This window comes from Methylobacter sp. (assembly GCF_036845245.1).
Lineage (GTDB): Bacteria > Pseudomonadota > Gammaproteobacteria > Methylococcales > Methylomonadaceae > Methylobacter_A.
Genome location: NZ_DAIUEH010000016.1, coordinates 40,450 through 66,104 on the forward strand (window position 1 = coordinate 40,450; position 25,655 = coordinate 66,104).

A 25,655-nucleotide genomic window follows, 5' to 3' on the forward strand; every position below is an offset into this window, starting at 1 on the left:
TTGGTTAAGACGAGAAATCAAATGAGTGATTCTACTCTGGGTACGCTGATTTTTAGCTGTCATGGTCAAAACTTTGGCTGGCGTAATGATCACAGCTAATTACTTGCCACGGTTAACGCCGGTATTAAAGTAAGTTTCGTTCTAACAGAATGAAATGCTGTATCGCAAAAGGAATAACCACAACGGGGTATTCCAATAACTGGCAAAGATGTACCGGCTTACAAGCAATTTATGGCTTTAGCAGGATAACTTCGCCTGCAGGATGGGGTTTACTCTATTCAGTTAAACTTTGCGACAAAACACTTTCGTTATTTATACTGACTTTTAAGCCTCATATTTTACATTGCCTGTCATGCCTAATTTTTATAACAGTGACTTGATTCCTGAAAAACCGATTTATTCAAAAACATTTTTAACACGGACTGGTTGCTACTTTATCCGGAATTACTCCGGGATTTCGTCGACCTCCACCAATACGCTCATTACGGGGACTTGAAGATTGGCGCTGGGGGCCGCTATAAACGAGCCGGATACAGGGGGAACCAATTCAGGATGCCGACTCACAGCCACAGGAATGTGTTGATTGCCAACCACTTGACCGGATGTAGAGTCGAAGCCTTTCCAACCGGCACCGGGCAGGTAAACTTCTGACCATGCATGAGTTGCGCCTTGGCCCTGGGAGAGCGTTGGCGAGTAGAGGTAACCGCTGACAAAGCGGGCAGCCAAGCCTAGGTAGTGGCAGGCTTCGATGAACAAGGTGGCAAAATCCCGACAGGAGCCGGTGCGTCGGGTCAAAGTCGTTGCCGGTGTTTGAACGCCCGGTTCCTCCCGATGTTGATAGATGAATCCGGTCGCGATCGCTTTATTGATCCATTCCAGCAGGAGATAGGTTTCTACTACTTGGCCGGAATACCAGAATTGCCGTAACCACGTACTCAAAAACGGTCGGTCTTGATCAAAAATCGTTAATAGATAAGGCCCTAAATCAACCCGCTCGGCGGTATCGTACTGAAAAGGAAACAACACCGCATAATCAGCCACCAGAAAATCCAATGGCTTGTCATCATAGTGCTGGATCAGAACACGGCTATCGATCGAAAGTTGGTTGATCGGCTCAAAAAAAGTTGCCTCGGCCACGGCATTATCATACACGTCGCGTTGCCATTGCAGTTGATAGGCTGGAGAAATAACCAGCTCAGCCGATTCGATACGTATATTCCGCCCTTCACGGGGGCGTAAAAGCAATTTGTGCGGCAGCAGGGTTACAGCTTCAGAGTATTGGTAAATGGTTACATGTTTTATTAGCAGACGGCGCATATTTATCACTCCAGTCGGTCGGGGGCGCAAAGTCGAATCTCATCGCAGTAATAAACGGGGTACAACCTTCGCAACCATGTTGAGCTTACTATGCAACATTATAAACTCATTTTGGGCAACCCCATGAAAGCGCGTGCGCTACAAAGTAAAAACGGAAGCATAGATCATGCTGCTTGTTCAACAACCCGCGCTATCTAAGGAGCACCTGCAAGAAGCTACAGTGTAACGAAACATAGGGAAATCAATTGCAATTGGTGCCATCCAAAATTGACACAGCACCCTTGCTATGTTCGGCAACGTACAGATAAAGCCCCGTAGTCAGGTATTATCAGCAATAAAGCATAACCCCATCATACAGCCAAAAGCACAGTGGTATGGAATGAGGCAGTATTTTGGCAATGAAAGGGGTTTCAGACCTAAAGCTGAACTACTTATACTCAAGAATTGCAACGCCACCCCCGGCAAACACTTCTATTCATGTGTTGTAGGAATTATTTTTTAAACGAATAAGGGAAAAATAGACCCATGACTTACTGTGTAGGCATCATGCTTGACACCGGATTGATATTTGCGTCGGACTCGCGCACTCATGCCGGGGTCGACAATTTTGCACGTTTTTGCAAGATGACGGTGTTTGAACGCGCTGGCGACCGGGTCATCGTTCTATTAAGTTCGGGCAATCTGGCCGCGACACAGGCTGTCATCAGCATGCTCAAACAGCGGAATGCCAAGGAGGGGGAGCCCAATTTATGGGCCGCTGAGTCCATGTTCGATGCCGCAATGCTGGTGTCGGACGCCATGCGCGACATCGATCAACGCGACGCGCAATACATGGCAGCCGGTAATGTCCGCTTCAACGCCTCGTTCATACTGGGCGGCCAGATCGCGGGTGAGCCGCCTCGCCTTTTCCGGCTGTATACGCAGGGCAACTTTATCGAGGCAAGCCTGGAGACGCCCTATTTCCAGACCGGGGAAACCAAATATGGGAAGCCAATTATCGATAGAGTCATCACTCGTTCAACCTCGCTGAACGATGCCGCAAAATGTGTCCTCGTCTCGTTCGATTCGACGATGTGCAGCAATATGTCTGTCGGCATGCCGATCGATCTGATCTGCTATCAATGTCACAGTCTTGAAGTACGTATGCGTCGCCGCTTCGATGAGGGCGATGAATATTTCAGCGCGCTTGGCAAGCAATGGACTGAAGGCACGCGACAGGTGTTCAGCCGGCTGCCCAACCTAGACTGGTAAGACCGCTGAACATAAGCTCGGAGACAGCGGCAAGGATGGACGCGTAACGGACGGTGGCGGTCATGGCCTTATGATCGCTTGCCGCAGCAGACTCCAATGATCCTACCTTTGAGTAAGCACTACACGCGCATCCCCGACATGATCCTTCCAGACCACCTGATCACAGTCCCCCGTTCCACTCACAGACTATCGCGACAATTTTGTAACTGGTGTAGCCGTATAATCTCCCCCAAGCTCAGCTCAGACTGTCCGCCGATGCGCTCGTGAAGGATACTGACCAGCCGGATGTGGCTTTTCCCGCAGGCGAGCCAAACGCCAGTGTCAAATCTGCCTGATGAGGCTCTGCTGTTTCTATTGGGGAGCCGATATTGCGAGGCCGACCGGATGGCGGCGCGTCCACGCGAAGACCGGCATTTGCCGTGATTACCCACCTCTTCATAGTTTTCTGTCGCTGCATGAACATTGCTACACGATACTGCACCGGCTATTTAGGCGACATTGGCATGCCACCCAACCATAGGCGCTATGGATTTTGCCGGCAGGTTTGAAGCCTACTTTGATCGGCATTGGTATACCTTCGAGCCCAATATCCTGGTGAGTGGACCGACGAGATGAGCAAGGCGGGAAACAGTACGGCTTTCTCATAAAAACTTAACTTTTCTAAGTATTGATTCCAAAGTAGAAGCCGAATCCTCAAGCATTTCTACAGCGCCTAAAATATTTTGAAGAAAATTTCGGATTAACCTCAATGGCGAGACAACGCAACTGCGCCATATAGTGCTATGATCGCTTCTAGCGTCCTTATATTCCGCCTCAAAATAATGCAATATTCTTATGGCATGACTCTTGCCGAAATTTATATATGAATACGAAAATTTTAAAAAAATATTTTAACGAAATGTACGCCGACAATGGGGCAGTTCGCGAAATTTACGAACCCTACGCACACTGGCTAAAAGAATTGCCGGATGGCACGTTGGAACGCAGAAACGCGGAAGCGGAATTACTGTTCCGACGGCTGGGTATCACCTTTGCCGTCTATGGCGAAACGGGCGGGGCGGAACGTCTGATTCCGTTCGATATTGTGCCGCGTATTTTTGGTGCTACAGAATGGCGACGCATGGAACGGGGCCTCAAGCAACGGGTGCGTGCGCTTAATGCCTTTCTGCATGATATTTACCACGATCAGGAAATCATCAAGGCAGGTGTAATTAGTGCTCATCAGGTACTGGACAACGTACTGTATCGCCCCGAAATGCGCGGTGTCGACCTCCCCAATCAGGTTTATGCCCACATCGCTGGGATCGATCTGGTGCGGGTTGCGGAAAACGATTTCTATGTGTTGGAAGACAATTTACGCACACCATCTGGAGTTTCCTACATGCTGGAAAACCGCAAAACCATGATGCGTTTATTTCCCGAACTGTTTGTCAAACATACCGTCGAGCCAGTGGAACATTATCCGCAAATGCTGCTCAATACCCTACGCGAAGCGGCACCTCCTAATGCCGCCTATCCGGTAATCGTAGTGATGACACCTGGTTCTTATAACAGCGCCTATTTCGAACATGCCTACCTCGCCAGTCAAATGGGTGTGGAACTGGTCGAAGGTCAGGATCTGTTCGTGCATCAACAAAAAGTTTACATGCACACCACCGATGGCCCGCAACAGGTGCATGTAATTTATCGGCGGGTGGACGACGATTTTATCGATCCACGAGTGTTTTGCCCCGATTCGACTCTCGGCGTACCGGGTTTGATGGATGCGTATTGCAGCGGTAATGTTGCACTGGCCAACGGTGTCGGCACTGGCGTGGCGGACGATAAATCTACCTATCTGTTCGTACCGGAAATGATACGATTTTATCTCGGCGAAACACCGTTATTGTCTAATGTGCCGACTTGGCGTCTAAGTGAGAGTGAAGATTTGAAATATGTACTCGCGCATTTGCCAGAATTGGTAGTCAAGGAAGTGCAAGGTTCCGGCGGCTACGGGATGTTGGTTGGCCCTACCAGCACGCAGGCCGAAATAGAAGCTTACAAACAACGCATTTTGGCGGAACCTGCCAAATTTATTGCACAGCCAACACTGGCGCTGTCATCTTGCCCAACTCTGGTGGAATCCGGCGTTGCGCCACGCCATGTCGATTTAAGGCCGTTCGTATTGTCTGGCAAGGAAGTACGTATAGTGCCGGGAGGCCTGACGCGGGTGGCGCTCAACGAAGGCTCTCTGGTGGTTAATTCATCGCAGGGCGGCGGCACCAAAGACACTTGGGTACTAGAGGACTAAATCATGCTATCTCGCACCGCTGAAAATTTATATTGGATGGCACGTCATATCGAGCGTGCCGAAAACACCGCGCGAGTGCTGGATGTGGCGCACCGCACATCGTTATTGCCGCTGGATATTGAAGGCACCCAGGCCTATTTGTGGTATGCGCCGCTGAATATAACCGGTTGCGCCAATAGTTACGAAGTCAAGTATGGCTTGGCCAGAGCGGATGCTGTCACCCATTATATGGCATTGGACCCCGACAACCCAGCCAGCATTTATAGCTGTCTTCGGCTTGCACGCGAAAATGCGCGCACAGTACGCGGCGCAATTACCTCGGAAATGTGGGAAGCCATCAACGACACTTGGTTGGAAGTCAATCGTCTGCCACGGCAAATGGATTATGAAAAATACCGGGATTTTTTTGACTGGGTCAAGAATCGTTCGCATCTGTTTCGTGGGGTAACTTTAGGGACGATACTCAAAGATATTGGACTCAGCTTCATTAAGTTGGGCACTTTTCTCGAACGCGCCGACAATACCGCACGCATACTGGATGTGAAATATCATATTCTACTGCCCAGCGTGAGCGATGTCGGTGGCGCGGCAGATTATTACCAATGGGGTTCATTATTGAAATCAGTCAGTGCTTTCGAAGCTTACCAAAAAATATATCGCGACGTGATATCGCCGCAGCGGGTCAGCGAGCTGCTGATTTTCAGAGACGATATGCCGCGCTCGCTGCATGCCTGCATGAACGAAGTGGAGGCAGCCTTGATCGACATTAATGGGTTCTCAGGTCAGGAAGCACGTCGCCTTGCTGGTGAACAGCACGCTGCGCTGCATTTCGGCCGTATCGAAGATGCGTTTGGCCGGGGTCTGCACGAATATCTCACCGATTTTTTGAAAAATACCGCGCTGTTGGGACGAGAGATTCGCGACGCTTATTTATCACGCCGCGACAGGCTGTTGTTGAGCCGATAATTAGATATTGGCAAGCAATAAAGCTTTTTACGCTCGATTCGTGGGTCTTCAAGCGTAGTAAAGTGTTTTACTAAACTCGTGCTTATTCAACTCTTCTATAAAGTCTCTGAAGAAATAAGTTTAGCTACTTGTTTATAAATAATTTTTAAGACAATTATTCTGGGCTGCTTCCTCAATCAACCAAGAGAGTTAGGATTCGTGCCAAAGTAGGCAATAACAGCCAATTTGGAGACCTACCCTTTATGATATGGTCTCTTCCTATCCTATAAACGCTAGATCTTATGAAGTCCTACCGGAAGACAATCGCTTGCAGACCAACAGGATCTCACCGACCCCATCCGTATTGATCAGGCCTTCATGAAGCTGGAGTTTTTTTTGCAAACGCATCGTATAAGGCATGACCCGGTTATACCACTTCATGGCTCTCTCTCGTCGATGTTTCAAAAACCACATACCGATATCCAACAGCAATGAGGAACGGGGTTTCATACCGAAGACGGCACTACGTTCTATGGTAAAGCCGTGGTGTTGCAACAGCATCTGGATCTGTTTCGGTTTATAGCGTCGCCGATGCCCTACGAAATCGTCAAAAGGCGTCCACATCTCGGGATGCAGCGGCGTTGAAAGTAACAGGGTAGCGCCCATTGTGGCGACACGAGCCAATTCCGCCATAGCACTGTGGTCATCATCTATGTGTTCGATAATATCGAGAGCACACAACAAATCAAAAGTTCCGTCGGCAAAGGGCAATCTGCCAATGGAAGCCATCACAGACCTCCCACCGTGGGCGGCCAATTTGGTCAACGCATTCATACTGATGTCGACAAAGGCAGTGCCCTCAACAGGTAAGCGCGGCCGTAAACCGGGAGCCACTTCCATGCGACAAGCCGCCTTGGCCACCAGTGGGCGGATCAATGGCCAAGTATTGAAGTGCTCAGGTTCAACCAGCTTGGCATCACGCCAGAGAGGCTCATAGAACTTCCGGTTCGCTATCAGAAGTTCGTAGTCATTAAGAATCTTCAAAATTATCACGTCTCCAGGGAGAAATTAGAGGATGGCTATGTCAAGCAAAAAGAGTTTCAAGTGTCTGAGCGAGGCACATTTTAAGCACATAAAATCATTCAATCTTGCTATCCATTACAGTCATAAATCTGCGCTGAACAGAACCGCGCCCTTACTGACATTCCAGACATAAAAAAGCCCCACCGAAAACGACTGGGCTTTAGGTATTTGGCCGAGTGAAATTGCCCCTCGGTCCGCAAGTACTCCGCCACAAAGCCTACATGCATACCCCACTCTTTTTGATTTAGCTAGTGACTACCTGTCGGGCCAAAAAAATAACCAGCGATTTCATAAGGCTTTAGCACATCCACACCGAACAGATTTCAGTGCGATCCCATGTAAATGACCTCTGAGCACACTATACAGCCGACGATAGCCTTGAGCATATTGAAAATTTGAAAATGTCCCAGCTTACCCAATCGTTAGGTTTTTAAACAGCTTCTAAATTTTGTTGCCCCACGGTTTTTTATTATACAATTCTTTAAAAGTCTTCGAATATACACCTCAGCTGCGATAATTCCTGGCAAGGTATATTCCTAATTTTGTGAGGTCACAACATGTTACCGATAAGTAAACGAGCTTGTTTTGACGATCCGCCCTCTACGCCTACAAAATTAGGCTTTTTTTTCCTGACTGCAATCTTGACCGCATTAATTGGTTGCCAGTCCAGTTCCGTCCCTGATCTGAACAGCGCGATATCAGTTGAAGGCTATAGCCCGCAAAAAACTGATAAGCTATTTATCGTTGATTGTTTATTACCGGGGCAAATCCGCAAGCTCGGCAGCCAGATGTCTTATCTTTCTGCGCGACGCCCAATTAAAACAACCGCAGGCGACTGTGAAATCCGTGGCGGTGAATATGTGGCTTATGATCGAGCTAATTACGCTACGGCGCTCAAAGTGTGGTTACCTCAAGCACAACAAGGCGATGCTGAAGCCCAGGTCACTTTAGGCGAAATTTATGAAAAAGGCTTGGGCGGGGTTGCTGATCCTGCGCTTGCTGCCCAATGGTATTTAAAAGCCGCTAATCAAGGTAATTCCAGGGCCAAGATTAATCTGGGCTATCTTTATGAAAAAGGCCTGGGGGTCAAACAGGACAAGTCAGCTGCCCTAAATTGGTACCGCCAAGCGTCAGGGCTTGAAAACTCAGATTTGCAGTTTGCCGCAGTTACCGAAGCCACTGTCTCCAGCAATTATCAGCAACAATTGGAATCATTGCGACAAGAATCTAAAGGGTACAAGGAAGAAGCTGAAAGCTTACGTAAGGAACTGGATAAAACTCAACAACAATTATCCATTCAAAAGCAGAAATTACTTACGATTGAAGATCAGCTTGAAAACACCCGCAGTAAATTAAACCAGGAAAAAGGAAAATCTATACGCAATGAAAAGCTAATCAATTCTCTTCAAAAAGATCTGGAAACCAATCAGAGCAGTTTAGATATTCAACAGCAACAAGTTTCTCAGCTTGAAAGTAAGTTAAATAATGAGCGAAGTCGGGTTATTGCCAAACCGGAAACCGATTCCACACAATCTATAACCAAGCCCAAGCCGGCTAAGATTTCCCAAGAAGATCGCAATCGGACTCAACAGGTAGAATCAGCCAAAAACAAACTGGGAGATTTGAATGTTCAGTTACATGCAATGGAAGAAAACTATCATCGGACTTTTGTCCAAATCAAAGTGGATATGGATAAGATTGATGAGAAGTCGGCACAAGCGAAAACCACTCAAGATAAGCTGTATGTTGAAAAATTACGAGATAATCTCACCCACGCAAAAAATGATTTATCGGATCAGGGAAAACAAATCAAAGAGCTAAAAGATTCGATCTTAGTTGTGCAAAATACCCTCAAGACGTTGGATCTTCAGGTTGTTCAAGCAGGGCCGGCAATAGAGCTTATCGACCCTCCAATCACACTAACCCGTGGCTATCCAAGCTATCAACTAAGATCTGTCACCAAGTCTCAAGACATCGTCGGCAAGATTGTCCCTGCTACTGATTTAGAAACATTAGAGGTCAACCAGCAATCTATACAAGCGGATAAAGACGGGATATTTAAATCCCAAATAGCCGTTGCAAGTCCATTAACTACTGTAAGAATAGTTGCCAAAGACAAACAAGGCAACAGCAGTGAATTCACTTTTAATCTATTATCCACTAGCCAGGAAATAACCCAATCTGCCGATCAAAAAGCAGAAACATCTATTTCCAGCACATACCCTTCAATTAATTTCGGCCGGTTTTATGCGTTAATCATTGGTAATAATGACTACATTAATATGCCCGCACTTAAAACATCGGTGAATGATGCTAAAGCAATCGATGAAATTCTACGCACTCGTTACGGTTATAAAACAACATTGCTACTTAATGCGAACAGACATCAGATCATGACTTCGCTGAATAACTTACGCAATACATTAACTGAAAACGATAATTTGCTGATTTATTATGCCGGGCATGGAGATATAGATAAAAACGACCAAAGTGCTTACTGGCTGCCAACAGATGCGGAAGCGAATAACCCTGCTAATTGGTTATCCAGCCATAACATTACCCAATATTTAAATGTTATTTTGGCCAAACATATCCTGGTGATTGCGGATTCTTGTTATTCAGGCGCCATGACGACTAGCTCTATTGCCAGGATTCCTGATGACATTCAGGAAAGTAAACAGGAAAAATGGCTGAATTTTATGATTAACCGTAAAGCCCGAACAGTCATGACATCAGGCGGTGTAAAACCTGTTCTGGATTCCGGCAGCGACAGCCATTCAATATTCGCTAATGCTTTACTCAAAGCGCTCGAATCAAATCGAGGATTAATGGAAGACTATAAACTTTACAGCGTAATTGCCGGACAAGTTAAACAATCAGCAGCCACTATCGGTTTTCAGCAAATGCCGCAATATTCCGCTATGCAACATGCAGGACACGAAGGCAGCCCGTATTTTTTTATACCAAGAAGTTAATTTGAGACATTTACAAAAGAACTCAACCTACTTTGTTGAATATGATGAACTCAGAAAACAATGATGCAACCAGAATTTCTCCAGCCGGTATAGACGACCTACAGCAAACTATTATTAAAGAAGATCAAAAACAGGATCTACACCAAACTGTTGATGCTGCGACTGTACTCAGACAGAATGTTACAGACAATGACGAGGCTACAATAATCACAAAAGATCATGTTGAAAACCCCGACGTATCAACGTTAAAAGTTGGCTCCATACTTAAAAATCGTTTTATTCTTCGCGAAGTGCTTGGCAGTGGAGGCATGGGAACGGTATTTAAAGCAACGGACTTGCGTCGACAAGAGGCGCGCGATGAATCCCCCGATGTTGCGATAAAAGTCTTGAATGAAGAGTTTAAAGATGACCCCGGACTGTTTATCGCTTTACAAAGAGAAACAAAAAAAACTCAACAGCTGGCCCACCCGAATATTGTCAATGTTTATGACTTCGATCGTGATGGCGACAATGTTTATATGGTGATGGAAATTCTTGAGGGCAAATCTCTCAAAGAATATATAAATGAAACCGCTACAAAAGGAATCGCTTTTAAAAAGGCATGGCCCATCATTAAGGGGTTAGCTTTGGCATTAGCTTATGCTCATAAACGTAACATCGTCCATTCCGATTTCAAGCCCGGTAATATTTTTATAAAAGAAAATGGGGAAGTCAAAGTTCTCGACTTCGGCATTGCCTGTGCCGCGACACGATCCGACAAGCAATCTAATGATAAGACTATTTTTAATGCCAGAGACTTGGGGGCTCTTACCCCGGCCTATGCCAGTTTGGAAATGTTTGAGAATAAAGATCCTGATCCGCGGGACGATATTTATGCATTAGCTTGCGTTACCTATGAACTCCTCACCGGCAAGCATCCATTCGGTAGGCTTTCCGCTCACAAAGCCAATGAAGTTAATCTCCAGCCTCCGGTAATTCCTAGGCTATCAAGACGTCAATGGAATGCATTGAGCCATGCACTGGCTTTCAAAAGAGAGAAACGAACCCGTTCCATTTCACAGTTTATTGATGAGATGCAACCTCGTTCTGTACTGCCCTCGCTATTGGCGGGAATAACGGTGATCGCGTTGCTTGTTGCCGCAGGGCAATACATTTATGTCCAGTCAACTGTTGATGTGGTGGGTGATAAGGTTATTGCACTGACGCCAGAGCAGGAGCTTAAAATTAAAGATCTTTTGGAACTAGCCCAAATTCATTTCGAAGTCGGCTATATTACAGCTCCTTCAGGCAGTAATGCATTATGGGCATATCGCCAAGTACTAGAAATTGATCCTTACAATAAACCGGCAAAAGAGGGGCTGGAAAAGATAGCCGATCTGGTCCTGCAAGAAGCTGAAAAACTCTTCGAACAAAATAATTATGATGAAAGTCTGGCAAAAATCGAAGAAGGGTTGGAGGCTATCCCAAAACATGAAGGTCTTTTGAAGTTGAAAAAAAAGATTATGCAGCTCGACGCTTCAAAAATTAATAGTCCTGCCACAATCCAATCAGGGCCTAATGAGTGAGTTTCAAGCAACTTTTATCAGCTGCTCTTGAAACCGAAAATCAACATCAGTAGCAGTCATCATTCTGTCTTCTTTGTATAATGTGAATATGACCTTGGCTCCCCTTCCATGAAACCTATTGCGCGATTGATCCATATTTTCTGCCTGACATTAATGATTGTTGGCTGCACCACACCGGGCGTACGCATGGATCAGGAAGCAATGCGCTTAGGTTTTAACAAAACCATTGTTCAAGGCACAGAATTTAAACATGTTGCGTACACAAATAAAGCGCAGAACAATAACGAAGAACTGCATGTTTATCTGGATGGGGATGGTACACCCTGGATCAATAATCGATGGGTTTCTAAAGACCCGACCCCTAGAAATCCGCTGCTGTTCAGATTGATGACGCTTGATACCGCTCCCGCGGTTTATCTGGGGCGACCTTGTTACAACGGGTTTGGCGATATACCGCCTTGTGAGCCCACTCTTTGGACGGACAAACGCTATGCCCCGATTATCATAAAATCTATGGCTGTCGCCTTGGAACAAATTCTTAAGCCTCTAGGGACGAAGCGAGTGGTATTGATCGGATATAGTGGAGGAGGCACATTGGCTATGCTTATGGCTGAGCAAGTACAAAACTTACAAGGCATTGTGACTATTGCCGGAAATCTGGACATCAAAGCCTGGTCCAGTCTGCATGATTATACTCCACTCATGGGGTCAAAGAATCCAGCGGAACAGCCACCCCTGAATCCAGCCTTATTTCAATTACATTTCGCCGGTGGTAAAGATCAGAATATTCCAGTAAGTTTAATTCAGCCAACAGTACTGCATCAGCATGATGCACGGTTGATTGTCATGCCGGAATTTGATCATAGTTGTTGTTGGGAGAAAATCTGGCCGCTGCTTCTGAGCAATATTCAGCACTATGCCACATCAAGAAATATTAAAATGCTACGTTTTGATTATAGACACTATTGAAGTCGAACTTCATGGAATGAAGATATATATTGTTTGGCGTACTCTAAATAGCCGCTTGAAGGAGAGTTCTACTCAATGAATTTTGCGACAGAACATCATATCCAATTTGCCTACGTAGGCTAGCCTCTTGTTTTGGAAGAGCTATCCGCCCTAAGTTGGTTCTGTTGCTAACAGCAAAAGTGGAGGACTAAATTTAAAGCCAAAATGTTTCGGATCTTCGCCTATGACCGCCGCTGAGAAAATATAAAACACATAATCATATGTCTCCTTCGGGATTTCATAACGCTGGATGAATTTCCAGAAATTCTTGTCCCGGGGATTATCGGGCATTTTTTTGATCATTTCTCTGACCCGGTTATGACCGTAGTTATAACTCGCTATGACCAATAACCCTGACGCCTGAGCCTCAGTACTGTAGATATATTTCAAATACTTTGTTGCGGCACGAGTGGCCTGAGTGAAGTCAAACCGGGTGTCCTGCGCATCATATTCCCTGACGTCTGCCAAGGGGCCCGATGAAAGTCCATATTGCTGTGCGGTTGAAGCCAAAAACTGCCATGCCCCTTTAGCCACTCCGTAGGGAGTCGCAGGGCCAATCGCCTGGGTATCGTAATTACTCTCCTGAAGCGGCAGATAAATAAAATACAATGGCAGCCCCTCTTTTTCCAACGCAGAAATAACTTCAGCAGCATAGTTGTTTGCTTCAAAACGCCCCATTGCCTGTTGCATTCTTGAAGACTCCTGCCAGGATTTAATGTACCGCCTGACTTCCGCTACAAAACCATCCGGCAACTCCAGCTCGCTCTCGCCAAGCTCCCTGGCAACCTTGATGATCAATTCCTCTTCGTAACTCGCATCGCTAAGGAACCTGATCCGAAAAGAGGTGGCTTCTTTTACATATTGCTGATATTTAGCTTTCATGCTGTTAAGCTTTTGCCTTTCCTGCGCCACGCGTATTCTTTCTGCGGCAATTTTATCCTGCTCGGCTTTAATCTGTTCTTGCTCGGCATTCAGCTTTTGCTTCACAACGGCCTTTAAGGTTTTGTCCAGCACCTCCGCACTTTCATCTATCATTAGCTCAGCCTTGGACAGACTGACCTCCAGCGTCTTCATATCATAGAACATATCAATAGCCAAGGCTCGTGCCTTAGAAAGCGCAAGCTGCTGGTAAGTAACCAATGCCACGGACAGCAGAAATAAAACGCCCAATGCCCGAATAACTTTATTGTATTTTTTGCCGCGAATGGTGCGGTCTTCATGGATCAGTTGACGCACCATGCGGGTGTAGTCGCCGGAATCCTCGGCCTCTCCCTCGTCCAATAAGCGGGCTTTTATTGCCTCTTGAGATAAATTTCTGTGTGTATTCTTATCCGGCACATCTATTGGTGAAGCGGTGACATAGACCTCCTCTGCCGACTGCCCGCATTCTGTGGTTGCCTGAATTTTTAAAGAAATACCGGAATTACCCAATAAAACCGATGCAGGGAAATTTAGTTTCGCCTTTTGTTCGACTAACCTGTCCTGAACATAAATGCCATTAGCGCTATTCCGGTCAAAAATCCACCATTCCCCATTTTCCTGTTTAACCTCTAGATGGCGGCGGCTGACCTCTCCATTCTGGATAACAATATCGTTATCCTGTGACCGCCCGGCAGTGAAGCCATGCGTAAAGAAGAATTCTTTCGTTGTTTTACCCTGCGCATCTGCCAAACTCACATACAATCCAAACGGAGATAACACAGTACGGTCCGAATCGAATTCCTTCTGGAGGTCGCCTTTCGGCATGATGACGGTTTTATCATCCTCCATAAACTCCCCTCCTCTACCCCACAACTACATTCATGAAAGCAATTTCTGCTGTCTTTTGCCTATAGCCCGCGTTTCAAATAGCGATGTCGCCGGCTGCAACAACGACAATTCCAAAGCGGCTGCCTGACGTTGACGTTGTTTGCCTGATCTCAATACCATCCGACATTGAAGCTCATTAACCGGTTTCCCTAAAAGATAACGAACACCGGGTAAAAAATTGTGTTGGTGCTGTTTCCACCAACGATCTATCAGCAGCGGGTCGGGACAAGGCAAATCTTCGTCCGGATCCATTGCTACTTCCTCATCGTCCGGGTTTTCCGTTGGGCCGGCAGTAAAGTTTTTCGGTAACTCGCCATCCAAATCCTCATAAGCGATATCTGCTCCGCAGATGAGACTAAAAGATTCTCCTGCAATCTTTGCTAATTTCGGAGCTTCCATTTGCTTGATTAACCAAGGAATGTAGCTTGGATCGCCCGATATGCCGACACCGATAATGGCTTCCCGGATTCTATGATCGCTCTGCACCAGTGTTTTTAACAACTCTTTAACCTGTTGCAGATTAAGTACACGAAGAGCCACTTGCATCGATTTGACAGAGAAAGTCGAATCATCAATGATTTTGCTCTGTAATAAAGATAGCGCTTTGCCACGATTACCCACTAACACCGCTGACCATGCAGCCCAAAACCCGACAAAAGGATCTTGATTGTTAACCTGTTCCAACAATGCAGGTTTCAGATCAACCCTCCCCAATTCACCGGCAGCCCTCAGCGCATAGGCTCTCAAGCGAACATCATCATCCTGAATGGCCTGATCAAGAAATCTCCCCGGATCAACACGATGTATGGCGCATGCTTTGATGCCTACCTGTCGCCATAGAGGATTTTCTGAAATGAGTAAACCGCTTACTTTGCCCTGCAATGCTTGAGGCTCTACCCAGCCGAACGCAGAAATAAGACCGGCTAAAGTCTCCGGTGCGTCCTCAGCGACCTGATAAACCTTGTTAATTCGATCAATATGATTCCCCTCTAAGGCGAGAATAGCTGCGGCAAACACCTCTCCACGCTCTTTTAACTCTAGATTACGACAACAAGTCTCCCAGCCATAATCGCCGGCAATTCTCAACCCATCAATATGGGCTTCGATGCGCCCATCCAATTTGGTCAGATCTTTTAAGTTATAGTGTGGCGCATAAACCGCGTTATGCCTTAATAGCCAAAGAAATGCCGCTTCTTCAGCATGTTGATCAATGATATGAGGGATAACCGATTGAACTTGTTTCATCGTACCAGCACCGAATGTAACAATAGGCTTTGGAAGAACTTATTCTGCACCCATAGAGTGATAATTGACAACGCGCCAACCAAACGCGTCTCCCATTAATGCTTCTGGGAATACAATATCATTAGCCCTATGGCCCAGCTAAGATTTTTAGCAGTTCTGACACGGACTGAAACCTGGCCATGCGTGCAATATCGCTGCCGCAATAACTGATAAATAACATAATACACTGATTTAAAATGTTTTTTTACAGCATTTTCACTCAAATAAACTTCAGTATGAGGCCGCAACATAGCTTCGCCGTCTTGTTTAAGAATATACGCCGGTAGCTCGTCGATTTGCAAATTATCGCCGAGTTGCATAGACCAGCCCCGTTCGCTGAAAGAACGGGTACAACGGGTAATCAGTAATGCACAATAAAACGTCGGATTACCTCATAAAAAAGCCTGATGCTGTACTTGTGCAGACGGCATTTCCTCAAATTCGAAGCGCTCCGCCGGTTCTGTATCGCTCCCATGGCAAAACGGATCGGCAATCTGGGCAGTGAATTGGCGGGACGGCCACATCCCGAAAAATCCTCATTGCACCATCGCTGATTATTTTGCTGCAGAACAAGTATTTCTACTAATTGTTTAAGTTGATTGCTTCCTCTACCCTGAACTCGCTTCACCCATGCCGACTGATTTTTTGTAGATTAATAGATAGAGTTCAGCATCCACTGTTCATTGATTTAATGCTTGGCTGAAGTGTCTTGCAAATCAGGTTAAAGTTTTTCATTCAGCAAAGACCAACATAGCCGGACTCGGAACATCTCACCTGATTAACACAGTGACAATTTTCCGAGAAAAACATACTCAGACTTATAAGCAGTTTATGGCTTTAGAAGGATAACTTTGCCGAGGCGTAGCTTAAATACCTTTGTGTATTACGTAGAACTTATGTGTTTTCTCAGCATGTACATGATGAGTGATCCGTTTCAAGGCTTGGTAGAAGAGCTACAGACGCGCTAGGTTGGCTTAGCGTCTGCCCCACTGAAAACAGGAAAAATTGTGAGTCCTTCTTCATTAGTTAGTTGAGATCACATAAACAGCTCAAGGGGCTTTCCGGTGGATTCAGTAAATTCTACGAAATTGAATTTAAACGAGCTACAGATTAAAAACCTTTGACGTGTGGATTGGACTTCCTATCCCAACGTCAGAAATACCAAGTCATCTAAGGGGATTGGTTATGGCGAACACAAGAAGAACGAAGAAGATAGCATCGACGGTCGCTTTTACTGTCAGCGTAGCATTTTCATCCTCGGGGCAATCTGCGGACGTGAACTGGACCGGACCGGAAAGTGGTTCGACAGACTGGAACATTGCAACTAATTGGTTTGTGCAGCCGCCGCCCGAGAGTCCTCAACCGCCGCCCGAGAATCCTCAGCGCATTCCCATCGCGGGCGACAACGCACTTTTGCAGTTCTCGAACATCATCAATCCTACTCTGTTGAACACCGTTCAATACGTTAACCCTGGTAACAATCCCTTGCTGGGACGCATCACAATCAGCGGGGACATCATCGTCGACGATGGTGTAGTAATAGGCGGCGATGACATGACTCTGAATCACCTGCAGGATGCGCTCACCGCAAGCAGCTTGCTGGTAGGTGGTTTGAACGGGCGGCAGGGTATATATAACCTGGGAGGCACTGGCAGCCTCACAGCAAGCTCGGAAATAATCGGCAATGAGGGTGCCGGCACCTTTAATCAGACCGGCGGTAGTCACAGCGTCACGGATACACTCACGATCAACAGCGGCGGCATCTATAATTTTGGCGGCGGCACTCTCACCGCCGGACGGCTCATCAACAGCGGCACGGTAAATCTGAGTGGCGCTGGTACGCGTATACTGGGTGCCAACGTGACTAATCAGGGTGCCTTCAACATCACCAACACGACCGCGCAACTCACGGGCACCTTCAACAATCTCGTAGGTGGTAGCCTCACCGGCGGACAGGTCATCAACAGCGGCACTCTGAACTATTCCGGCGGGACCATCAACACCAACCTGACCAACACCGGCACGGTGAATCTAAGCGGAACCGGCAGCCGCATTTTTGACGGCGACGTTACCAACCAGGGCACATTCAAGGTTACCGACACAACGGCAGTCTATAACGGAAACTTCAACAATCAGGGCGCTTATATCAGCGACCCATCGGTCAATGATTTTCAGAACCTCAATGTAGGACCTCAAGGTTTTCTTGCCGGTGGTCAGGGCGATACATTCATTGTCAGAGGGAACTTTGCCAATTCCAGCACCCAAAATACGGCCTGGAATACCCAACAATCTAATTTGGTCTTCTCAGGAAGTAATGGAACCCAGCATCAGATGGCCCTGACAAGCGCCGATCTTGGGCCCGGCGCCAACGGCTTCCAAAACAATTTTGCTTGGGGCCATGTGACCGTTGACAGCGGTAACAGTATCGTTCTGGTCGATGGCAACGGTACACCCGGCGCGGCCCTCTATGCCTCCACCTTCACCCTCGGCAATGGCGTCAGCCAACTCAGTAGTGTTTCCGGCAATTACAACGTCTACTACGACCCCTCTCTCCCCGGAAACCAATACCTATCAGGAAACGCCTTCAACTTCGGCAACGGTATAGGTCAGCTGATACCACAAGGCTTCAGCTTCTTGCCAGAAAGCACTGCACCGGGTTTTTCAGTCAATGTGCAAGGCTTCGGCGCGGCGCTGGACTCGGCGTGCCCATCAGCGACTGGCGAACTGGCGGAACGTTGCCGGGAACTACGAGTCCTCGACAGCTCCCAGAGACAGGATGCTGTCGCAAGTCTGACCCCAATCCAACAATTGAGCCAGGTCGCGACGCCGATCAAGTTCAATTTCGCACGGATGGATGCTCCAAAACTGCGGATGGCGCAGCTCAGAAGCGGCCACGTCCAACCCACTTCCTTTAGCGTCAACGGCTACCAGATTCCCCTCTCCAAGTTTGCGTCTTCGCTAGGCTCAAGCGCTAGAGGAGGCGCCGCAGGAGATCCTAACTCGGCAGATCAACCGTTCCGCGACAAACCCTTTGGCGTGTTCGTTCAAGGAAAGGTCGACTATGGCAACCAGGCTAACAATCCCCAAAGCTTCGGCTTCAATATCGACAGCCGGGCAGTCACGGTGGGCACGGATTACCGCTTCACCGATAAACTCGTCGCCGGGGCTGCCATTGAGTACAACAACGTACACACCCGTTTCAACAATTCCGGCGGCTCAATGCATACCGACACCATCATGGGCTCTCTCTATAGCAGCTATTACCTGCCTAAGGACTTTTACGTCGATGGTCTGGCAACCGTTGGCAACAGCAAGTATGCGCTGAATCGCACCTTTGATTACCCTGGTTTTAGCAGCAGTTCCACTAGTAGTCCCAACGCCTTACAATATGCTTTTGCCGTGACGGGAGGCAAGGACATTGCTTGGCGGCAATGGCTGTTCAACCCCTATACCCGCTTCGAGTACACCCAGATGGAGATCGATGGCTATCGAGAAAGCGGTGGCTCCGGTTTCGCAATGGACGTTGGTTCGCAGAGCGTCAGCTCCGCGATTAGCACTGTCGGTACCCAAGTGAGTTATAACTTCAGCCAGTCATGGGGCATCCTGGTTCCGTCTGCACGCTTCGAGTGGGAACACCAATACTTGAACAACAACCAGAACACTTCGATGGCGCTTGCCTCTGCAGCCGCCGGCACAGGCAACTTCGTCATTCAAAGCGGCAAGCCTGATCGCGACTACGTGAACCTCGGCGCCTCTCTCGCGGCTACCTTGCCTGGGGGTGGGTCTGCGTTTCTGCGATACGATACACGGCTGGGACAGTCTTATGTCTCTAACCATATCGTTGAGGTGGGGGTCAAAATCCCGTTTTGAGGTGCCGACCCGGTCATCAAAAGACGCAGGGGGGTAGCAAACAATATACAGTGTCAGCAATTAATGGCTTTAACAGATCTACTTTGCGTTGTTTATAGGGTTGTTTAGTGATCGGACTGCATCCGCTGTCCAGTGTCTAAGCCGGCTTCGAAAGCCCTGTTCCTGTTTGCATGCAATTTTGAATCTGCGTTTCCCACGCCTTCTGGCGACCCGGATTACGGCCATGATCGGTTTCCTGGCTGGAATCGTACTCAGCGGATAACGTATCCGCAAGCCGGTCGTATTGGCCCATGATACGGCGCACCTCGCGCGCAAGCTGACTTTGCGAGCTTGCTCTCAACCGTTGTAGTTCGGCAACCAAATCGCGGTAACAAAGCCCAACAATATTGTAATGGCCTTGTTCATGCGCCAGGAGCGCGGTGCTTTTTTGCCCGGCCACCACCCAGGAATCCGACCGGTTTATATCCATTCGGAAAGTCACATTGCCAAGCTTAAGCTGTCCGTTTTCACGTTCGATTAAAATCCGGCTTGGCCGTAATTCAACAGCGACTTGCGCATTTTCCGATTCACCGCTCGGTCGTCTTTCAAGATCGCGAAATTCGCTCCACGCTATCTGCCGAGGCCAACCGGACAAAATCGGACCGGCTGTCGCTACAGTGACGCCTTGCGGCTGAGCAGATCTAAACCCGGCATGAGGCGGACTACCGGGCGGACTTTCTGATGCGGGGATATTGCTTCGAGCAGGTGATAAGTCTTCGCACATAGATACCTCTTAAACAAAAATACCAGCCAGTAACTTATCAGCTGGTTCTGTTGATATCATTGTTTTCTCAGAAAGTGATACTTTCCACTTCGACATCAACGCCCAAGTCTATCGGTAATATTCAGGCCTGTTCGTAGCGATGGAATTAAGATAAAAGCCAATCGGCTACTCTTTTTGCCAAGCCGTGTTAACCGGATTCCAATGCACGTAATTGGCATGATGAACATAATCCTCCTAATCACCGATAAAGTGCTCCCAGAATCGGCGAAGCCATACCCCACTTTCACCTTTTGTATTTCGCACATTGGATGGTCGCTAGGTCTGTGGAATCAATTGCACGAAGCGAATCTTGATCGATTTCCATCGGTTGGAAAAATCGCCATCGCCTGGTGGCAGCGTCCAAACGGTATGCATGTGATCGGGCAACATCACCCAGGCATCAATATTTAAAAGCCGTTCACGGCGCGTCTTACGCACGGCTTCACGTAGAATATCAACATGGCCAAATGGTATCCAGCCGGCACTCCAGCAAGTTAACTGTGAAAAAGTACGTGCCTACCGGCACACTATAACGTCGATAATCCGGCATAAAGTTCCAATTCGTAGGGCGGATACCCGATAGGGTGATCCACCAATCAAAGTATCCAGGGACAATCTGAGTCAAGTCATCGAATACGTCAAGATGATATGGCAAGCTCACCACTCCGACAACATCCAGAGGAAACCCATCTCTGGTTCCGCCTTCCGGGTTAAACCAGTCGCTCCCATACGTTTTCATGCAAACGAAAGAGATCCTTGGTACCCATTGATATCAATGCATCATCGGCCGCTAGCAGATGGAGGCAGGTCGCAGGAAGATCGTCTTCGTCCGCAAACGCATCCTCAGCGATCAGGGAGGCATCTTCTAACTTCAGTATCTCAAAGTCGGTCGTAACGTAAACTGTGTTAGCATAGAACTCAACGTCCATGAGATTGTCGGTTCTGTTCGTTTCAAGAACCTCCCATACGTCATCCCGTCCGATCAACATGACTCCGCCATCGCCCACCATATAAACCTTACCGTCAGTCCCACAACAAAGCGCGTTCAGATTAGCTGAAACGGGACTGTCTAATCGCCGCCACCGTCCCTTGTTACGCTGCCAGATTTCGCCCCTCCAGCCGACCGCATACATCTCATCATACGAGAACCCCGCCAAATCTTCGAACCCAACCACCAATCCGTCATCCTCAGTGGATATTCCCGGCCCGATTTCCTCCCAGATTCCGGCAGACATTCGGGTCAGTACGGTGCGTCCCATTCCACATGCTAATATCACGCCATCAATCACCGATAATGAGCGCAACGAGCTTTTTGCTTCTTTGATTCCTCCGTGAACTTCGAGAAGAGAATTAGGTTCTACTTCCCAATACGCACCTCCTGGAGACACAGCAACAACCGTCCTGTCTTGGCCCGATGGTTTAATAGTCGCCATTGCTATCGCTGACCAAGAACCGACAAATTCGTACTTGAACCAATCATTACGGAACATGACAATAAAACTGGAGTTTTCGACGTCTTGTTCAACTAATTCGTCTAATTCCTTCGCGGCGAAAATTACTTCAAATGAAGCTGCACAACCGCAGGTAAAGGTTGTTCCATCATGACTCATTATATCTCTCCTATAACACTATACTGAGATGGGCGGAGCTTTTAACATTTTCAAAACATTGACCATTTTTGTTACTAATCCAGGCTCTATCGGTTCTATACTAGTCGAATGCACGTGTTTGATCAGTCGGTTCGTTGGTTTGAGACTCTCGTTAAGCTGTTGCTCAATGCATTCCGCGTTACATCCGCACTGTGCCGCTACCGCGGCAGCGCAAATTTTGTTGTAATCGGAAACGCTGCACTTATCGCCCGGTTTGATTGGTGGCTTATTCTGGCTTGCGAGGTGATCAATAGCAGCGTGGTTCTTGCCGTGAGATCCATAATGCTGACTGGTTCCTTCCATGCACACACACAATGCTCTATCTTTATTATACTTTTTCACTCCGTTAAAACAGGCTTTAGGTGGAATATGATGTGGGGTTTGACCGGGACAACATTTCGGCTGCTTTTTTTTGGGCTTATAAGGCTTTAACTGACAACGGCTTTTCTGGACGCAATCGTCGCTATTGGCTTCCTTGGTAGCCGCTGCCGCTGCTTTCGAAGTTCTTGATTGATCGCGTGGCTTGGGTGCTGAATCTAATGCTAGTACATCAGCCGCTCTCTTGCTCGGAGAAAGAGCCACTTGTCGCTTTAAGGCTTTGGGTGATCGGCTAAGTACTCCAGGACAATGAGGTTCCGCCTTACCTTTGCAAGCATCATCCTTTGCTTTTTTGTCGCCAGCACACTTGGAATCATCTGAAAGAACCTGATTGTCGGTAAACGGCCACGGAACCGCCTCATTAGCCATCGGACTAGCATGATTATCCGTCGTCATATCCAAATGCCGGTCGACGTTTTCTCCCTCAAACTTGACATTCATCGACCATTTAATGAAATAAACCTTTCCCGTATTCGTACTAGAAATTACTCCTTTTTTCGCTGCCGCACCCGCCTCATCACCTGTTGACTTTTTGAAGTAAGACTTGTTTTTCAGCATGACTTCTTCGCCGGATATCTTTACTGTTTTGCTACCTTCTGTGGTATCCGAAGCAAAGCCCGTATTAGGATAAGGTACGGGAACACCGGGTGGCGTTGCAGGATTTTCGGGCGGTGTAAAAACAACGTCCGGCATCGCGCAGATGGTTTTACCTGAACCGGCTTTACAGGCGAGTTCCATGCCATTGGCATATACTTCATTCGCCATTAATTTCCACCTACCGCTTGCCAACCAAAAATCATTGAGGAACGCTTACCATCATCGTTGCCGAGATGCGCCAATATGTGGTTGCCTTTGCTATAACCTTTTTCACAAGCAGCCTTTAAGACTGCAACCATAACCACACCCATCACAGCCCCCACTTCACCAATGCAATCAGCCGGATGCCAGATATCGAACGCCTCCCGCTTAGTCCTGTCTATGCGGCTAAAAGCCAGACTCGCCTCTTTAAAATAATACTGCTCACCCGATATGTCGGTGATTTTAAATTCAATAATACTTTCACCACAGCCTGCATCATTCAGAGACTCCTTAATCGCTACCGTCAAACCATCTGCCCTCAAAGGCTCTTCCGAATACACATGCGCTTTTTCAACACCAAATCCCAAGCCATGGCACAGAAGCTGATTTTCCTGCTTGGCATGAACAGCCTCAACTACCAAAGCTGCCCCAGCCTCACCCGGAATAAAACCGTTAGAATTTTGACTAGTTAACAATCGTTCATTCTCTTCATAATGGCTTAACGTAGGCGCAACCAGCAGACTATCAGCTGCAGCAATCAGAACATGTTTGGCTTTTAATTCATAAAGCAATTGTCTCGCGTGTTTCAATGCAACTGCCACCGCAACATGGCCTCTGGCAATCACCCTGGATTTCTCGTGAAACTCCGCACCCAGTTCTTCCTGTAAATCGAGAAAAAACTGGTTGTCGTCATCGATGACACGGCCTATGCGTTCGTGTTCCGACAAGCAAAGCAGCAAGGGAGTCGCTTTCGGTACGATTTGTTTATTATTGCCCAGACATTCGTTGATTGCGGCGGCAGCCATTTTGATCAGTTTGGTTTTACCGCGCCAGGGTTGTTCCAGCGGTACTTCGCAGCCCATAATCCATTCGCCGCCGTTGTCCATAAAACGGGTCTCCTGAAAATTGTCGAGGGCGCAGCGGATCGCGGCACAAGTGGCAGGCGCATTAAGACCAACGCCTGTGACCAACCCTACGCCTGTAATGGCCAGCGGCAATGCGCTCATTATTCTTCTTCCTCAGCCGCCGCTTTATTTGCCTTGGCAAGATCGGCCAGCGATGGATGCCATGTCTTTCCCAAATCCCTGGCCCGCCACCAACCTCGCGACATCTTGCCGACAAGAACCTGAGGGATTTCAAACATATTTTTCTTCAGAAGCAGGCTGGCGCGCCAAGTCAGGCTAAAAATATCTTTATCGGGTTCGAGCACAACGGTGTCGAGTACCGCGTAAGTTTCGTGACGCTCGCCTTTTTTACGAAAAAAAACTACGGGCACATCAACAGTGGGCAATTTAAACGCCACACGGCCTTCCGGCGATAGATTGACCAGCATCACTTCTTCGCCGCCTTGGAGATAGGGAATTTGTTGATCCTCAGGAGCGGCCTGATAGTAAGCTTCGTTAAAATCTGCCGGTAAAAAAGGAAAAGTATTATCAATCCAGTCCTGATCGTAAGTACCGGCATATTGTAGACGCTGCGACCAGCCCCGCCCTATCGGGCCGAAAGCCATGGGCTTGTATTCGCTGTTCGGTTTTTGGATAGGCAGGTTAACTTCCTCGGTATTGGGCATCGGCGTTCCATCTATCAGCTCACCGGCCAAGCGCTGATGATAGCCTTTGCCGACAGGATTGCACATGTAGGCGCTATGCTTGTTTGGATCTTCATGGAAATTATCCAAGCCGCCGAATGCGACATTGTAACTGATCGGCATGATAGTAAATTCATCAGGCAGAGAGGGGGAGATAACAATACCGGCATTCCAGCAACGATTACCCACAACGTTGAAGGTCTTGATCAAAGAGCCCAATTTCAGACCCACCTGCACTATACGGGCCGGACGCCCCTGCGGCGCATAGGCGCTGCCGTTTAACAGCACATCGCAGCGATGCTTGATAGGTGCGTAATCAACCTCGTAGACAGGCGCAGAAAATCCGGGTTCACCAGTAAAAGTATCGGCCATGATCAACGGAATTTGCTGTTCTGCCAGTTTGGACTGTTCTCCTGGTTTCGGAATCGTAAAAGTACCCTTAACGACAACTACCAGCAGTTCCCGGCCATCGGGTTTCATGCCCATCGTGTAACCAGCCTGCATGCCTGTTGAGTTGAGAAGATCCATAAGCTGTTTTTATCCGCCGATTGTTTAGCCGTTAATTAATCTGCACCGAACCGCCCTTGATGCGATTGACGCCGGATGAACGGCTTAATAAATAAGCGCCCCGAAGAATAATTTTCCCGGCCTTGGTCAAGGTTATGCTGGCTTTGCCGCATTTCAGCGTGATAGTATGTTTTGCCGAAAGGACAATGTCTTCGCCATCCAACTCTGCTGATGTTTGTTCGGCGTTTTGAGCTACAGATGCAGTATCCGCATGGTGAATTTTACCGATAATTAAAGGTTGCAGAGGATTGCCGCCTTCAAACAACAAGGCGATCTCTTTACCGACATCCTCTCTATCTAAGTTTGTCGTGCTGCGCGCCGGGATTGCTGTTTCAAGCGGATTGCCCGGAAAAGCGACCAGCGGCTCGCCTGCGTCATTGATGCTTAAAAAAAGACCAATCACAACGCCGTCGATTTTTTGTAGTTGTTCAGTAATCATTTGCCATTCTCCTTGATCTCATGACCGGTTAAGGGAA

19 protein-coding genes are annotated in these 25,655 nt (G+C 47.6%); 7 read left to right on the top strand and 12 right to left on the bottom strand.

The window, feature by feature from the left end:
- Positions 1-444: 444 nt before the first annotated feature.
- Positions 445-1,317, bottom strand: a complete 873-nt coding sequence (locus tag V7051_RS08915) for a transglutaminase family protein (protein WP_333874615.1) — start codon at positions 1,315-1,317, stop codon at positions 445-447.
- A 525-nt stretch (positions 1,318-1,842) separates the two neighbouring features.
- Between V7051_RS08915 and V7051_RS08920 the strand changes: the two genes are divergently transcribed.
- The 3 genes from V7051_RS08920 (at position 1,843) to V7051_RS08930 (ending at position 5,824) form a co-directional block, all read left to right on the top strand.
- Positions 1,843-2,568 carry a peptidase gene (locus V7051_RS08920; protein ID WP_333874614.1) on the top strand — a complete coding sequence of 242 codons (726 nt, stop codon included), beginning with the start codon at positions 1,843-1,845 and terminating at the stop codon, positions 2,566-2,568.
- Between the two features lie 862 nt (positions 2,569-3,430).
- Entirely contained in the window at positions 3,431-4,858 is a 1,428-nt protein-coding gene (locus V7051_RS08925; protein WP_442919640.1) for a circularly permuted type 2 ATP-grasp protein, read from the top strand.
- Positions 4,859-4,861: 3 nt separating this feature from the next.
- Positions 4,862-5,824: an alpha-E domain-containing protein gene (locus V7051_RS08930; protein ID WP_333874613.1), complete on the top strand. Its 963-nt coding sequence runs from the start codon at positions 4,862-4,864 to the stop codon at positions 5,822-5,824.
- Positions 5,825-6,103: 279 nt separating this feature from the next.
- Here V7051_RS08930 and V7051_RS08935 read toward each other — a convergent pair whose 3' ends face one another.
- Positions 6,104-6,847, bottom strand: a complete 744-nt coding sequence (locus tag V7051_RS08935; protein ID WP_333874612.1) for a class I SAM-dependent methyltransferase — start codon at positions 6,845-6,847, stop codon at positions 6,104-6,106.
- Positions 6,848-7,443: 596 nt separating this feature from the next.
- Here V7051_RS08935 and V7051_RS08940 point away from each other — a divergent pair.
- The 3 genes from V7051_RS08940 (at position 7,444) to V7051_RS08950 (ending at position 12,395) form a co-directional block, all read left to right on the top strand.
- On the top strand, positions 7,444-9,861 hold the full coding sequence (locus V7051_RS08940) for a caspase family protein (protein ID WP_333874611.1): 2,418 nt from the start codon (positions 7,444-7,446) through the stop codon (positions 9,859-9,861).
- 41 nt (positions 9,862-9,902) lie between these two features.
- Positions 9,903-11,426, top strand: coding sequence for a serine/threonine-protein kinase (locus V7051_RS08945; protein WP_333874610.1), 1,524 nt, complete (start codon positions 9,903-9,905; stop codon positions 11,424-11,426).
- Positions 11,427-11,612: 186 nt separating this feature from the next.
- Positions 11,613-12,395, top strand: coding sequence for an alpha/beta fold hydrolase (locus tag V7051_RS08950; protein WP_333874609.1), 783 nt, complete (start codon positions 11,613-11,615; stop codon positions 12,393-12,395).
- A 150-nt stretch (positions 12,396-12,545) separates the two neighbouring features.
- Here V7051_RS08950 and V7051_RS08955 read toward each other — a convergent pair whose 3' ends face one another.
- The 3 genes from V7051_RS08955 to V7051_RS08965 form a co-directional block, all read right to left on the bottom strand.
- The gene (locus tag V7051_RS08955) at positions 12,546-14,204 is read right to left on the bottom strand and encodes a transglycosylase SLT domain-containing protein (RefSeq protein WP_333874608.1); all 1,659 of its coding nucleotides are present in this window, start codon (positions 14,202-14,204) and stop codon (positions 12,546-12,548) included.
- A gap of 30 nt (positions 14,205-14,234) precedes the next feature.
- Complete coding sequence (locus tag V7051_RS08960) at positions 14,235-15,488, bottom strand: TIGR02270 family protein (RefSeq protein ID WP_333874607.1); 1,254 nt, start codon at positions 15,486-15,488, stop codon at positions 14,235-14,237.
- Between the two features lie 431 nt (positions 15,489-15,919).
- Positions 15,920-16,051, bottom strand: coding sequence for a hypothetical protein (locus V7051_RS08965; RefSeq protein WP_334181135.1), 132 nt, complete (start codon positions 16,049-16,051; stop codon positions 15,920-15,922).
- Between the two features lie 661 nt (positions 16,052-16,712).
- On the opposite strand from V7051_RS08965, the gene V7051_RS08970 reads away from it, so the two are divergent.
- Positions 16,713-19,397 carry an autotransporter family protein gene (locus V7051_RS08970; RefSeq protein ID WP_333874606.1) on the top strand — a complete coding sequence of 895 codons (2,685 nt, stop codon included), beginning with the start codon at positions 16,713-16,715 and terminating at the stop codon, positions 19,395-19,397.
- A 136-nt stretch (positions 19,398-19,533) separates the two neighbouring features.
- On the opposite strand, the gene V7051_RS08975 is transcribed toward V7051_RS08970, so the two are convergent.
- The 7 genes from V7051_RS08975 to V7051_RS09005 all read right to left on the bottom strand — a co-directional run bounded on the left by V7051_RS08975 (position 19,534) and on the right by V7051_RS09005 (position 25,618).
- Positions 19,534-20,160, bottom strand: a complete 627-nt coding sequence (locus V7051_RS08975; RefSeq protein WP_333874605.1) for a DUF922 domain-containing protein — start codon at positions 20,158-20,160, stop codon at positions 19,534-19,536.
- 315 nt (positions 20,161-20,475) lie between these two features.
- A complete protein-coding gene (locus tag V7051_RS08980; protein ID WP_333874604.1) occupies positions 20,476-20,637 on the bottom strand; it encodes a hypothetical protein in 162 nt (53 codons plus the stop codon).
- 272 nt (positions 20,638-20,909) lie between these two features.
- Positions 20,910-21,809, bottom strand: a complete 900-nt coding sequence (locus V7051_RS08985) for a hypothetical protein (RefSeq protein WP_333874603.1) — start codon at positions 21,807-21,809, stop codon at positions 20,910-20,912.
- Between the two features lie 18 nt (positions 21,810-21,827).
- Positions 21,828-22,991, bottom strand: a complete 1,164-nt coding sequence (locus V7051_RS08990; protein WP_333874602.1) for a PAAR-like domain-containing protein — start codon at positions 22,989-22,991, stop codon at positions 21,828-21,830.
- Positions 22,991-24,031 carry a hypothetical protein gene (locus tag V7051_RS08995; RefSeq protein ID WP_333874601.1) on the bottom strand — a complete coding sequence of 347 codons (1,041 nt, stop codon included), beginning with the start codon at positions 24,029-24,031 and terminating at the stop codon, positions 22,991-22,993. The genes V7051_RS08990 and V7051_RS08995 overlap by 1 nt, the downstream gene beginning before the upstream one ends.
- Positions 24,031-25,140 carry a DUF2169 family type VI secretion system accessory protein gene (locus V7051_RS09000; protein ID WP_333874600.1) on the bottom strand — a complete coding sequence of 370 codons (1,110 nt, stop codon included), beginning with the start codon at positions 25,138-25,140 and terminating at the stop codon, positions 24,031-24,033. Before V7051_RS09000 ends, V7051_RS08995 begins: the two co-directional genes overlap by 1 nt.
- Before the next feature lie 31 nt (positions 25,141-25,171).
- Entirely contained in the window at positions 25,172-25,618 is a 447-nt protein-coding gene (locus V7051_RS09005) for a DUF6484 domain-containing protein (RefSeq protein ID WP_333874599.1), read from the bottom strand.
- Positions 25,619-25,655 lie beyond the last annotated feature (37 nt).

Bases quoted from the DNA above. Each gene is read 5' to 3' on its own strand.
- V7051_RS08915 (WP_333874615.1), bottom strand. From the start codon at position 1,317: ATGCGCCGTCTGCTAATAAAACATGTAACCATTTACCAATACTCTGAA.
- V7051_RS08920 (WP_333874614.1), top strand. From the start codon at position 1,843: ATGACTTACTGTGTAGGCATCATGCTTGACACCGGATTGATATTTGCG.
- V7051_RS08925 (WP_442919640.1), top strand. From the start codon at position 3,431: ATGAATACGAAAATTTTAAAAAAATATTTTAACGAAATGTACGCCGAC.
- V7051_RS08930 (WP_333874613.1), top strand. From the start codon at position 4,862: ATGCTATCTCGCACCGCTGAAAATTTATATTGGATGGCACGTCATATC.
- V7051_RS08940 (WP_333874611.1), top strand. From the start codon at position 7,444: ATGTTACCGATAAGTAAACGAGCTTGTTTTGACGATCCGCCCTCTACG.
- V7051_RS08945 (WP_333874610.1), top strand. From the start codon at position 9,903: ATGATGAACTCAGAAAACAATGATGCAACCAGAATTTCTCCAGCCGGT.
- V7051_RS08950 (WP_333874609.1), top strand. From the start codon at position 11,613: ATGGATCAGGAAGCAATGCGCTTAGGTTTTAACAAAACCATTGTTCAA.
- V7051_RS08955 (WP_333874608.1), bottom strand. From the start codon at position 14,204: ATGGAGGATGATAAAACCGTCATCATGCCGAAAGGCGACCTCCAGAAG.
- V7051_RS08960 (WP_333874607.1), bottom strand. From the start codon at position 15,488: ATGAAACAAGTTCAATCGGTTATCCCTCATATCATTGATCAACATGCT.
- V7051_RS08965 (WP_334181135.1), bottom strand. From the start codon at position 16,051: ATGTGGCCGTCCCGCCAATTCACTGCCCAGATTGCCGATCCGTTTTGC.
- V7051_RS08970 (WP_333874606.1), top strand. From the start codon at position 16,713: ATGGCGAACACAAGAAGAACGAAGAAGATAGCATCGACGGTCGCTTTT.
- V7051_RS08975 (WP_333874605.1), bottom strand. From the start codon at position 20,160: ATGTGCGAAGACTTATCACCTGCTCGAAGCAATATCCCCGCATCAGAA.
- V7051_RS08985 (WP_333874603.1), bottom strand. From the start codon at position 21,809: ATGAGTCATGATGGAACAACCTTTACCTGCGGTTGTGCAGCTTCATTT.
- V7051_RS08990 (WP_333874602.1), bottom strand. From the start codon at position 22,991: ATGGCGAATGAAGTATATGCCAATGGCATGGAACTCGCCTGTAAAGCC.
- V7051_RS08995 (WP_333874601.1), bottom strand. From the start codon at position 24,031: ATGAGCGCATTGCCGCTGGCCATTACAGGCGTAGGGTTGGTCACAGGC.
- V7051_RS09000 (WP_333874600.1), bottom strand. From the start codon at position 25,140: ATGGATCTTCTCAACTCAACAGGCATGCAGGCTGGTTACACGATGGGC.
- V7051_RS09005 (WP_333874599.1), bottom strand. From the start codon at position 25,618: ATGATTACTGAACAACTACAAAAAATCGACGGCGTTGTGATTGGTCTT.